This window comes from Marinoscillum luteum (assembly GCF_044005705.1).
GTDB classification, from domain to species: domain Bacteria; phylum Bacteroidota; class Bacteroidia; order Cytophagales; family Cyclobacteriaceae; genus Marinoscillum; species Marinoscillum luteum.
Map to the genome: position 1 here is coordinate 14,579 of NZ_JBIPKE010000008.1, position 12,479 is coordinate 27,057.

Sequence of the window (12,479 nt, forward strand, 5' to 3'; positions counted from 1 at the left end):
CGTCAATTACCATTGCGGATCATGATAAGTGGAGGCGGCACAGGCGGACACATCTATCCTGCTATCTCCATTGCGCAGGCCTTGCAGGACATGGTGCAGGGTGTGGAGATTCTGTTTGTAGGCGCGCAGGGCAAAATGGAGATGAAGAAGGTGCCCGAAGCGGGATTTCAGATTGTGGGACTTTGGATCAGTGGCATTCAACGGAGTTTGTCTGCACAGAACCTGATGTTTCCTTTCAAAGTGATTTCCAGCTTGTTCAAAGCTTTTGGTTTGATCCGTTCATTCAAACCTCATGCGGTGATCGGCGTGGGTGGGTATGCCAGTGGGCCTTTGCTCTATGCGGCTTCCGCCAAAAAGGTACCCACACTCATTCAGGAACAAAACTCCTACGCCGGACTGACCAACAAATGGCTGGCTGGCAGGGTGAATAAGATTTGTGTGGCTCACGATGGCATGGAAAAATACTTCCCGGCGGACAAGCTGGTAGTGACAGGAAACCCCGTCAGAAAAACCATTTTGCTCAAGCCGGACTTGAAACCTTCTGCCTATGAGTTTTTTGGATTTGATGCATCCAAAAAGACCATATTGATAGTGGGTGGCAGCCTCGGTGCCCGATCCATTAACGAATTTATTTTGGCCGGATATGATCGCCTGGCGGCCTCTGGTTATCAGGTGATCTGGCAGACTGGTGGATATTATTTTGAAGAGATGAAACGGAGGGTCATCAACCCCTCTGCCAACATCCTCTTGAAGGATTTTGTACGGGAAATGCAGTATGCCTATGCAGTGGCTGACGTGGTGATTTCACGGGCCGGTGCCTTGTCCATTGCTGAGCTGATGCTCACGGGCAAGCCGAGCATCCTCGTACCCAGCCCCAATGTGGCAGAAGATCATCAAACCATCAATGCCATGGCACTGGTGGAGCGGGATGCTGCAGTGCTGGTAAAAGATAATGAAGCAGCTGAGAAGCTGATTGACACGGCATTTGCACTCATCGAGGATGAGGATAGAAAGCGTGTTTTGAGTGAAAATATTAAAGGAATGTCTCATCCGAATTCGGCTAAGGACATTGCCAACGAAATATTGAAAATGATCGCATGAAGCTGAAAGACATACAAAGCGTATATTTTATTGGGATCGGCGGCATAGGCATGAGCGCCATCGCCCGTTGGTTCAATCAGCGAGGTGTGAAAGTAGGTGGCTACGATCGGGTAGATACCAACCTTACCACGCGCCTGTCTTTGGAGGGCATGTGGGTGCATTATGAGGACAATCCCCGCAATATCCCTGCGGAGTTCATGGACAAGGAGAAAACCCTGATTATTTATACTCCTGCCGTTCCGAAAAAACACGAGGAGCTGCGATACTTCCAGAAGAAGAAGTTTATCGTGATGAAGCGCTCCGAGGCACTGGGGATCATTTCCAAAAGGCACTATACCGTAGCAGTGGGTGGCACGCACGGGAAGACTACTACCTCGTCTATGGTAGCGCACCTGCTCAATCAGTCAGAGAAGGGCTGTTCTGCTTTCATAGGTGGGATTATGACTAACTATGACTCTAACCTGATTGTGGGTGGGGAGGATGCTCCGGTGGTCGTGGAGGCCGATGAATTTGACCGGTCATTTCTATGGTTGTCTCCCAACTACACCGTGGTTACGTCGGTAGATCCTGATCATCTGGATATTTACGGAGATGAGGAACAGATGAAAGATGCTTTCGGTGAGTTTGTGAAACTCTCTGGTGAGGATGGTAGCACATTGATTCATCATGCTGCCGCAGAGAAGATCAACATGCACCTTGAAAACCTCTATTATACTTATGGAATCGATAAGGGTGATATTCAGGCAAAGGCACTCAGAGCCGTCAACGGCATGTTTGTGTTCAATTATCATGGCAATGAGGTCATCAAAGACCTGACCCTGTCAGTGCCAGGCTTTCACAATGTGGAGAATGCCGTGGCAGCGGTGCGGGTGGCGCTGGATTTGGGCATGGACCCTGAGACCATCAAGGCAGGTATTGCCAGCTATAGAGGTGTGAAGCGACGTTTTGAGTACATTATTAAGGACGAGAAACTCACTTTCATAGATGACTATGCGCATCACCCTACGGAGATCACTGCATTTCTTAAGTCTGTAAAGGCGCTGTTTCCCAGAAAGAAACTGACAGTCATCTTTCAGCCTCATTTGTTCAGCAGAACGAGAGATTTTCAGACTGGTTTTGCGGAAAGTTTGTCTCTGGCAGATGAAATAATCCTATTGGATATCTATCCGGCTAGGGAAGAACCGATCCCCGGTATAACTTCGCAGATCATATTCGATAACATCACCAAAGAGCAGAAAATTCTGTGTGAAAAATCCGAGTTGATGGAGGTGATTGCCAGCAGAAACGTGGAATTACTTTGCACCGTTGGTGCCGGAAATATTGATCAGGAAGTGCCAAAATTAAAGAGTTACTATTTAAATAAATACCAGATTGAGTCGTGAGCTAAAGACCATATTGTTCCTTTCTGTTTCGGCATTCATCATGCTGGTGATCATTGGATTTACCGGGGTGAAAAATGGCGCCAAACCGGTGAATAATGTGCTGGTGAATATCCAGGATCAGAATGGAGATTTCTTTACAGATCAGCTCGAAATTATGAGTTTGCTCAATGCCGGCAATACCGATTATGTGCTGGGTCAGTCCATTAGTATGCTGGATCTGAAGGCTTTAGAGTTGCGCGTAGAGGCGAACCCTTTTGTGAAGGAAGCACAGATCTACAGAGATGTAAAAGGGAACCTCGTCGTGAACGTGGAGCAGGCTCAACCGATCGCGAGAATTTTCAATCGGAATGGCCCGGACCAATACATTGATGCGGACGGCACCCTGCTGCCCACTAATGCACGACATACTGCGCGCGTGCCCATTCTGGAGCTCGAGCGCTCCTTTAGCTGGGTTGAAAATATTACCGAGACGGATTATGGAAAGGATATACTGAAGATGCTGAAGTATGTGGAGAAGGATGAGTTTTGGAGAGCACAGATTGCTCAGATAGTGATCGCCAGAGATGGAGAGCTTACGTTGCTCCCACAGGTGACCAAGCAGGAAATTAAATTCGGAATGCCAGATGACCTGGAAGGGAAGTTTAAAAAACTTAAGATTTTTTACAAAGAGATCTTGCCAAACAAAGGGTGGAATACCTACAGTTTGGTAAACCTCAAGTTTAAGGATCAAATCGTCTGTGAATAAAAATATGAGTCTTCGGACTGAAACTGAAAATTGCTAAAGAAATGGAAGATAAAATCATCGTCGGACTGGACATAGGTACCACCAAGATATGCGTCATCGTAGGGCGTAAAAATGAATTTGGTAAGCTGGAAGTGTTGGGCATGGGCAAGGCAGTATCTGACGGAGTGATCCGCGGTATTGTCACCAACATTGACAAGACAGTGAATGCCATTGAAAAGGCTGTGGCAGAGGCCAGTGAGCAGTCGGGTATTGATATCCGGGTGGTCAACGTTGGCATTGCCGGTCAGCACATCAAGAGCGCTGTGCATCACGGATCTATCACCCGCGATAGCGACGATGAGATCACCGTGGAGGATGTGAACAGACTTACCAATGATATGTACCGTATCGTGATTCCTCCGGGGAGCGAGATCATTCACGTGATGCCTCAGGATTACATCATCGACTATGAGGATGGTATCAAAGATCCTGTGGGAATGTCCGGGGTGAAGATGGAAGCAGACTTCCACATCATCACGGCGCAGACCAACGCCATCAATAATATCAATAAGTGCGTACGCAGAGCAGGCCTTGATATCGAAAATCTTATTCTGGAACCTTTAGCATCCAGTTTGGCAGTGTTGAGTGATGAAGAAAAAGAAGCCGGCGTTTGTCTGGTGGACATAGGTGGTGGTACTACCGATATTGCAGTATTCTATGATAACATCATACGTCACACTGCAGTCATTCCATTTGGAGGCAATATCATCACTTCAGACATCAAGCAAGGTTGTATGGTGATGGAGCATCAGGCTGAGCAGTTGAAGACCAAATTTGGACGGGCCATTTCTGAAGAGGCCAACCCGAATGAGATTGTATCTATCCCTGGATTGAGAAACAGGGCACCAAAGGAGATTTCATTGAAAAATCTGGCCCATGTGATCGAAGCTCGTATGGAAGAGATCATAGAGATGGTGCACACTGAGATTATCACTTCTGGGTTTCATAAAAAACTGGCGGCTGGTATCGTGGTGACTGGCGGTGGCTCGCAGCTCACCAATTTGCAGCAGTTGTTTGAGTATATGACTGGCTTGGATACACGCATTGGTTACCCCAATGAACACCTTGGCAAGAGCAAGGTGGACGCTGTGAAGAGCCCGATGTATGCTACCTCCGTAGGTTTGGTGCTATCAGGCTTTAGGGCTATAGACATCCGGGAGGACCGATATAATGAGAAAATCGCTAAAGGCAAGGCCTTGAAACCTCGCAATAAGCAGGGAGCTAAGTTTTTTCAGAATATTCTGGAGAAAACCAAGGGACTTTTGATCGATGATATCGATGATGAAAGGGATTATTAATAAGATAGAGTATTTGAAAATTGATAGAAGTGCTGTTCGTCATTCAGCCTTCGAATATTAAACGATAACGTCATGGCAGAAAATATGTATCAATTTGATTTACCCTCGCACCACAAATCCATCATTAAAGTGATCGGAGTAGGTGGAGGAGGAAGTAACGCCGTAAATCACATGTATAACCTTGGAATCAAGGATGTAGAGTTTGTGGTTTGTAACACTGATATTCAGGCGCTGGAGAGCAGTCCGGTACCTAATAAGCTTCAGCTGGGAGTGAACCTCACGGCTGGTCTGGGAGCAGGAGCAAATCCTGAAAAAGGTAAACATGCAGCGCTCGAGTCTACAGAAGACATTCGTGAGATGCTGTCTGAAGATACTAAAATGGTGTTCATCACTGCCGGAATGGGCGGTGGTACCGGTACAGGGGCCGCTCCGGTGATCGCACAGATCGCCAAGGAGATGGACATCCTGACCGTGGGTATTGTCACAGCGCCCTTTATGTTTGAAGGGCGTAAGAAAATTCAGGCCGCTAATGATGGTATTGCTGAGCTAAAGGCCAACTGTGATACCGTTCTGGTCATCCTCAATGACAAACTGAGGGAGATTTTTGGCAACCTGCCGATCAGAGAAGCCTTCGGTCAGGCGGATAATGTATTGACCACTGCAGCCAAAGGGATTGCTGAGATCATCACGGTGCCTGGTTATGTGAATGTGGATTTTGAGGATGTGAAAACCGTGATGAAAAATGCGGGTGCCGCAGTGATGGGCTCTGCACAGACACATGGTGAAAACAGAGGCCGACGTGCCGCTGAGGAAGCTCTCAATTCGCCACTGCTCAACAATCAGAATGTGAATGGTGCTGACAAGATCCTTCTTTCCATCATGTCTGGTGAGGACGCTGAGTTACAGATGGATGAGCTGGCAGATATCACAGATTACATGCAGGAGTTTGCGGGTGAGGATGCTGAGGTGATCTTCGGTCACGGCGTGGATGCTGACCTGGGCATGAACATACGGGTGACGGTCATTGCGACCGGATTCGGTGGTGTACAGGAGATCCAGCCTATAGCCAGAAAGCAAAACACTACACCAGCACCTGATTCCAAGCGCGTTTACGATCTGGAATCATCGCGTCAGATCAAGCTGTTTGACAGTGCCAAGGACGATGAGGAGGATGAAGACGATTTTGAAGAGAAGAAAGAAACACCCAAAAGGGATAGCTTCACATATGATTTTCTCAAAGACGAAATCAAAAAGGCCGTAGAGGAAGAAGATGAGTTGGATGATAACGATTTTGAGTTTGACCTGGGAGGCGGCTATGAAGTGTTTGATGAAAGCGACGAGGAGGAGGAAGATGAGAAGGAAGCAGACGACGATTTTTTCTCAATAGAAAGCCTGGAGCGCAATCACAGCCCTTCTAAAAAGCTGGAGTTGATGGAGCAGCGCAGAAAGCGTGAACAAATGTTGGAGGGAACCAGTAAAGAAGACCTTTCGACCCAGAACTTTAAAGAGAAGTTTGATGTACCCGCTTACGAACGTAAGAAGGTGACTTTTGCGAAAGTTCCGCATAGTTCTGAGCGCAATATTTCAAAGTTCAATCTTACTGATGATAATCAGATACTTGGAAACAATAAGTATCTCCATGACAATGTAGATTAAGGCAGTTTTCTGCACATGACGAGGGTTGCCCAATTTATTGGGCGACCTTATTTTGTATAAAACACAGGAATGCTTGATTAAAATATTTCAATTGAGCCTTCGTTTTATTAAACTTGGACTTGAGTACCTTAATATCTTAGAAAATGAAAAAAGCGTGGGCCAACTTTGTTAAGACTTTTCAGCCAAAATACAGCGTAGTGGTGAATATGTATCATGTGGTGCCAGGCACCCCGGTGAAGAAACATGCTCATAAGCATGAGTTTGGAAAGGGCGAGCTGGATGAAGCTTCTATTTTCTTCCACAAAGTAGTTAAAAGGCACTCTCAGTTGGGTTTCCCAAATACGGAGGTGCAATTGATCAAGGGTAAGAAAACGGTCGTACAGGCTAAAAACTATGGCCCTGTAGAACTCGTGAAGGGTCTCAATGTCCAGAGCGCTTGACACATAGGATAGCATAAAAGCATTTTGAAAGCTCCCGTTGGGAGCTTTTTTTGTTATCGCCCTCTTTTTAATTGGCTCCCTTTAAGTGTTCAGTTACCACACGATTGATATTCAGCCCGAGGGTCACCCCAATGAGTACAATGCAGCCGAGATAAAAATAAGTAGGAGAGCCGAGCGGTTTAGGGCTGGATAGGCGACCCACATAGGTCTGGAGAAAGATGATTTCGAGACCTATCAGGAAGATCAATATCCCCCAGTAGAGTGGTGAAGTGAGTGTTTTTTTGCTGAAAAGCAACCACGGGCTGATCATGAGTGCTACGTACAGCAGTGCTGGTAAGTGATTCTCTAAGAGGAATTTTCCGAAATTTTCCGGTTGGAGATTGGCGTAGAGAAACCCAAAGTGAATGAGATGGTTGACTGCCAGCAAGAGGATCAGAGTGATCAGATGTAGTCTTTTGAAAGCTGAACGATAGATTTTACGCAGACCAGTGGCACCGATCCAAAGGAGAATAATGGTGATGAGTACAAAGGACGTTCTTGCCGAATACCTGGCAGATAGCTGATAGAGTGCTTCTGGTGTATTATTCAGCACCCAAAAGTAGACACCTGTTTCCCAAAGAATAATCAGCATAACAAGAACGGCTATTTTCCTGAACATGCCCTTATTCCAAAATATCCCGAAACTCTGTAAGTGCAGTACTGTTTCCAATGACAGTGAGGGTGTCACCCAGTAGTAGATGTGTGTCTCCGTGTGGGATAAAGACTTCATCATCCCTGCGCAGGACCACCAGGGACCCTGAAGGGGGGAATGCCACCTCCATCACCTGTTTTCGGTGCAGTTCTTTTCGTGTGAGGAGTATTTCCTCTATCCGGTACATACCAAAACTTTCCGACAAGGAGGTAAGTGTTTCAGGTCTCACGATCATGTCTTCTACATAGCCCGCTAGCAATTCATCAATGTCTATCAGTTTTAGATCCGATTCGGTATCAACAAGTTCATGTGAAGCCGACTGTTTCCTCAGAATGATCTTACTGTGATTCAATTTGTTTTTGACATATAGTGCCAGTTGCTGGTTGAGTTTTTTGGACTCCGTAAGCATGATCACCAGGTCAGGAGTGCGGATATCCAGTTCACCGAAAATAGAAATATCCAACTCATCCACGGCCCATATATTGAGGTTTTTTTGTTCGAAATCCGGAATGATGGCTTGATTCTGAATGATCGTCAGGCATGGGATATCGTGCATTTTCATGCGTTCGGCAAGTAGTAAACTGGCCTTACTGCCACCGAAAATATAGATGCTATAGTAGAGGTCTTCTTCCTGGCTGAAGAACTTATAGGCCAGAGGTGAGAGTAGACTGGTGAAAATGGCCGCTGCCACGATGGCGGCATTGTCTGCGGCAGTGATCACCTGCAATGACAGACCTATTTGCGCGGCAGCTATGGTCAATCCCATGCGGGCGGTCAGTAATACTCCTCCGGCCAGTGCTTTCTTTAATCCAAAAACTTTAATGAGGATAAGGGCGGGTAACACCTGGGTAGCAAAAAAGCCCAGCACCAGTGTAAGTACAAAAGGAATGGATTCGCCAAATTGGCTCAGTGCCGACACATCCAGTTGCACCCCTACCATGATGAAAAATATGGGAATGAAGAAGCCATAACTCATGCCGTCCAGCTTAAATACCAATGCGGAGCGTTCTTTATTGATAAACAAGCTGAGTAGTACGCCGGCAAAAAAGGCGCCCATAGCCAGCTCTGTATCTATGAGATAGGCAATGAGCACAAAAAACAAAAGCAAAGCCACCGTGCCCCTTACTCTGATCTGGCTGGCGGCATGCTCCAGGGTGTAAAGTACCTTTTGGAAGGTGCGTACTTTGATAAGTCGGCGACCGATGACATAGGTGAGTATGAATACGATGAAGATGACGGTAAAAAGCAAGAGCTCCACCTGAAAGCCATTTTTCAGCACCCCGGAATACACCGAAATAAGGATGATACTCATGATGGTGGCAATAGCCCCTTCCATGAGCATGATCTGCCCAAATTTGCGAGTGAGCTCGCCTTCAGATTTCAGAATGGGCACCGTAATGCTCAAGGCAACAGTGGGGAAGAGCAGAATGTAAAATATCAGATCGATTTCGATAAACTGACTGATGAGCCATGCCATTGGGATGGACAAAAACAATGAGCCGAAATAGATAAATAAAGCCACGAGCAGGGAATTGCTCAGGATATCAATGATCCTGATCCGTCCCTTGGGTAAAGAGGAGATCATCTTTGGGACGTCAATCTCCAGGCCCGATAGGAAAATTAAGAATAGAAAACCTGTACCTGCCAGGAAATCCATCAAAGGCGTGGGTTCGATCAGATCCAGTACATAGGGGCCAACAATGACCCCCATCACGATTTCCACAATTACGGAAGGTACCTTGCTCACTTCCAGCCAGGAAAGTATGAGCGGAACGATCCACGCAATTATGAAAATGATAAATAAAGGCCAGTAGTTGAAGAATTCCATGTAGTATGATTGCTATTTTTTTGAAAAATAGGCAAAAAATATCATGGACATATCAAATTGGACCTACAAGTTGATGGGCCGTCGATGATATCCCCGATAGCTCAATCGATTAGCGCCCAGATTAAGCGGTGGCTAACTTTTTGTCATAGGATCCGGTACCTAGCTGGTGTAGCAAAGAGAAATGGCTCCTCAGGGCATCCAGAAAAGTTCTGTGTTGGTGATAAGGCACATCATACTCCTCTGCCGTTTGTTTCACGATGGCAGAGATGTGTCTGTAGTGCACATGGCAGATGTGTGGGAAAAGGTGATGCTCTATCTGAAAGTTCAGACCTCCTACAAACCAGGAGAAGAACACACTTTTGTTGGCGAAATTGGCCGTAGTTCTCAGCTGATGAACCGCCCAATTATTTTCTATGCTTCCGTTTTCATCGGGCACGTAGAAGTTAGTTTCGTGAATCACATGAGCAGGCTGAAAAATAAGGGCAAGGAACAATCCACTGATAAAATGCATCAGCAAAAAGCCCAAAAGCACTTGCCACCAGGGAAGCGCAATTACGATGATTGGTAGCGCCAAAAAGATGGCCAGATACCAAATCTTATTGAAAATTACTTCAGCCAAAGCTGAGGCAAACGTATAACCTTGGGGGGCTAGCAGGTCTCTCTTGTGATAGCGGATGACTTGTTCAAAGTCTTTGCTCAAAAACCAATAAATGGTCATGATCCCATACAGAAAAGGGGCATAGAAGACCTGAAACCTATAAATACTTTTACGTTCCTGCGTAGGCGAAAATCGCATGACACCTTCTTTTGCAATGTCCTCATCATGGCCATCTACATTGGTAAATGAATGATGCAATACATTATGCTGAATCTTCCAGTTGGTATGATAGGCACCAAGAAAATTTAATAAGTAGCCCAACACATTGTTGACGTGCTTGTTTTGTGAATAAGCACCATGATTGGCATCATGCATAATGGATAGGCCTATACCTGACATCCCAATACCCATCAGGGTCCACATGCCGATAACGCCCCAAAGGGAGGTTACTACGCCGGTGATCATCAGGATCATAGGGGTGAAATATAAAGCAATCATGAAAGCTGTCTTGAATTTCATTTCAAGGTTGGCGTGACGAGAGATATTGTTCTCCTTGAAGTGGGCGTTAACGCGTTTTCGTAGCTCTTTGAAGAATTCAGGACGATCCTGAGCGTTAAACTTAACCGAAGGTTGACTCATATTGAAGGGTTTAAGACCCCAAGATAACTCTTAATGCCAGTATTTAAATGAAATATTTGGTTTGTTGTTAAAAGCTGATGGCATTTATACGCTGGATTAACCCATTTGTGAGGCCAATAATCTTCGGTGATAGTTGACTTGGCCAAGGTGGTAATTGAGGTGTCCCTCCAAATGCACAAGAAAATGGAGGGTAGTCATTGGTTTTCCGAAAACTTCTATGGGGTATATATCATTTATTTCCTGGTCATTTAGTTTGCTAAGCGTAGCAGATACCACCCCAATCGTTTTTTGAATGTCCTGAAGGATTTTGGCTTTTGGTACATTCCGATCGGAAAACTCCGCTTCCCTATTCCTCACATAGCCGGTGTCTCCCAATATCGCCCCAATGAAGTGCTGGAGGTTCCCAACCAGATGCAAAGCCAGATTGCCCGCAGAGTTAGTGATGCCGGGAGCTGTTTTCCAAAGATCTGATTCTTCAGAGTAGCTGTCTATCTCTTTGATTAATATGTTAAGGTCTTTTTCAAACAGGTTAATGAGAATTTCTTTCATGTGTTTAGCCAATTGCGTTTTTTAGATCTTCTATGAGGTCTTCAATGTCTTCTATCCCTACCGAAAGTCGGATGAGGGAGTCAGTAAGTCCGGCCTCCAGTCTTTGCTCCCGAGGAATGCTCGCGTGGGTCATGCTGGCAGGATGCCCGGCCAGAGATTCCACTCCACCCAGAGACTCTGCGAGGGTGAAAACTTTTAGGTTTTCCAATACTTTGAAAGCAGCAGCCTGACTGTCGTCTGCCAGTACAAACGAGATCATTCCGCCAAATCTCTTCATTTGTTTTTTGGCTACTTCATGATTGGCATGGTCTTCAAATCCCGGCCAGTACACATGTTTCACCTTGGGGTGGTTCTTTAGGTACTTGGCTACCTGTTCCCCATTGTCACAGTGTCTGTCCATTCGCACGTGCAGGGTCTTGATGCCTCGCAATACCAAAAAACAGTCCTGTGGGCCCGGTATGGCTCCGGAGGAGTTTTGGACAAAGCCAATTAGCTCATCAATTTTGGGATCGTTGGATCCCACAAAGCCCATGACTACATCAGAGTGGCCTGCAATGTATTTGGTGACCGAGTGCATCACCATATCTGCTCCCATGTCCATGGGGTTTTGCAGGTATGGGCTGGCAAAGGTGTTATCTACCACTGTTTTTGCGCCAACAGATTTGGCGAGATTCACCACCGCACGGATATCCACGATGCTCATCATCGGATTGGTGGGGGTTTCTATCCATACCAGTCGGGTTTTTGGGCTCAGTGCTTTTTTCACCGACTCGAGATCCTGCATGTTCACAAAGGTGAACTTCAGGCCATAGCGCTCATATATTTTCGTGAAAATCCTGTAAGTGCCACCATAGAGGTCGTTGGTACTTACAATTTCGTCTCCGGGTTCCAGTGTCTTCAAGATGGCATCTGTGGCACCCATTCCTGAGCTAAAACATCTGCCAAATTGGGCATTTTCAAGGGCCGCCAGATTAGCTTCCAATGCCGTTCTTGTAGGGTTCTGCGTTCGGGCATATTCATAGCCCTTATGCTGCCCGGGAGAGGCCTGTGCGTAAGTGGAGGTCTGGTAGATGGGTGTCATGATGGCACCTGTGGTAGGGTCGGGCTCCTGGCCGGCGTGTATTGCTTTGGTTCCGAATTTCATCGCTTATCGTTAGGGTCTTTTTTGGGTACGAGTTGTTAGGCAGCAAAGTTAGAAGAATACCTGACTTCCTGAAGGGAATGTCGGGAAGTGGACGGGAAGTTTTTTTGAAATAAGAGTACTGAATGACAACTTTTGCAATGATTATTTCGTAAAGCACTTAAGTTGCAAAATAAATGACTCACTATCTTGTAAAACACTTAAATATTGTAATGTCATAATGAATTAGGTAAATGTTGGTTTACAATATTGAGTGCACCCCCGGTTTCCGGGGGTGTTTTTTTTGACCCATCCTTTTTTATACAAAACATGAAAAAATAAAACCCTACAAGACGAACTTCGTATTTGTTTTTTATACATTTAAGGAAGTAA

General features: G+C 45.9%; 11 protein-coding genes. 6 read left to right on the top strand and 5 right to left on the bottom strand.

Features of this window, described 5'->3' with window-relative positions; translation table 11 throughout:
* Window positions 1-21: 21 nt before the first annotated feature.
* The 6 genes from murG to ACHKAR_RS01035 all read left to right on the top strand — a co-directional run bounded on the left by murG (window position 22) and on the right by ACHKAR_RS01035 (window position 6,661).
* Window positions 22-1,101 carry an undecaprenyldiphospho-muramoylpentapeptide beta-N-acetylglucosaminyltransferase gene (gene murG, locus ACHKAR_RS01010; protein WP_395415802.1) on the top strand — a complete coding sequence of 360 codons (1,080 nt, stop codon included), beginning with the start codon at window positions 22-24 and terminating at the stop codon, window positions 1,099-1,101.
* Window positions 1,098-2,483 carry a UDP-N-acetylmuramate--L-alanine ligase gene (murC, locus tag ACHKAR_RS01015; RefSeq protein ID WP_395415803.1) on the top strand — a complete coding sequence of 462 codons (1,386 nt, stop codon included), beginning with the start codon at window positions 1,098-1,100 and terminating at the stop codon, window positions 2,481-2,483. The genes murG and murC overlap by 4 nt, the downstream gene beginning before the upstream one ends.
* The gene (locus tag ACHKAR_RS01020) at window positions 2,473-3,228 is read left to right on the top strand and encodes a cell division protein FtsQ/DivIB (protein WP_395415804.1); all 756 of its coding nucleotides are present in this window, start codon (window positions 2,473-2,475) and stop codon (window positions 3,226-3,228) included. Before murC ends, ACHKAR_RS01020 begins: the two co-directional genes overlap by 11 nt.
* A gap of 41 nt (window positions 3,229-3,269) precedes the next feature.
* On the top strand, window positions 3,270-4,565 hold the full coding sequence (gene ftsA, locus ACHKAR_RS01025; protein ID WP_159584727.1) for a cell division protein FtsA: 1,296 nt from the start codon (window positions 3,270-3,272) through the stop codon (window positions 4,563-4,565).
* Between the two features lie 72 nt (window positions 4,566-4,637).
* Window positions 4,638-6,221: a cell division protein FtsZ gene (ftsZ, locus tag ACHKAR_RS01030; protein ID WP_159584726.1), complete on the top strand. Its 1,584-nt coding sequence runs from the start codon at window positions 4,638-4,640 to the stop codon at window positions 6,219-6,221.
* Window positions 6,222-6,364: 143 nt separating this feature from the next.
* Complete coding sequence (locus ACHKAR_RS01035; protein WP_159584725.1) at window positions 6,365-6,661, top strand: hypothetical protein; 297 nt, start codon at window positions 6,365-6,367, stop codon at window positions 6,659-6,661.
* A gap of 67 nt (window positions 6,662-6,728) precedes the next feature.
* Here the strand turns inward: ACHKAR_RS01035 and ACHKAR_RS01040 are convergent, their stop codons facing one another.
* The 5 genes from ACHKAR_RS01040 to ACHKAR_RS01060 form a co-directional block, all read right to left on the bottom strand.
* On the bottom strand, window positions 6,729-7,292 hold the full coding sequence (locus tag ACHKAR_RS01040; RefSeq protein WP_395415805.1) for a hypothetical protein: 564 nt from the start codon (window positions 7,290-7,292) through the stop codon (window positions 6,729-6,731).
* Between the two features lie 31 nt (window positions 7,293-7,323).
* On the bottom strand, window positions 7,324-9,180 hold the full coding sequence (locus ACHKAR_RS01045; protein WP_395415806.1) for a cation:proton antiporter domain-containing protein: 1,857 nt from the start codon (window positions 9,178-9,180) through the stop codon (window positions 7,324-7,326).
* A 121-nt stretch (window positions 9,181-9,301) separates the two neighbouring features.
* A complete protein-coding gene (locus ACHKAR_RS01050) occupies window positions 9,302-10,417 on the bottom strand; it encodes a fatty acid desaturase family protein (RefSeq protein ID WP_395415807.1) in 1,116 nt (371 codons plus the stop codon).
* A gap of 96 nt (window positions 10,418-10,513) precedes the next feature.
* The gene (locus ACHKAR_RS01055; protein ID WP_395415808.1) at window positions 10,514-10,966 is read right to left on the bottom strand and encodes a DinB family protein; all 453 of its coding nucleotides are present in this window, start codon (window positions 10,964-10,966) and stop codon (window positions 10,514-10,516) included.
* Window positions 10,967-10,970: 4 nt separating this feature from the next.
* On the bottom strand, window positions 10,971-12,110 hold the full coding sequence (locus ACHKAR_RS01060) for a cystathionine gamma-synthase (RefSeq protein ID WP_395415809.1): 1,140 nt from the start codon (window positions 12,108-12,110) through the stop codon (window positions 10,971-10,973).
* Window positions 12,111-12,479 lie beyond the last annotated feature (369 nt).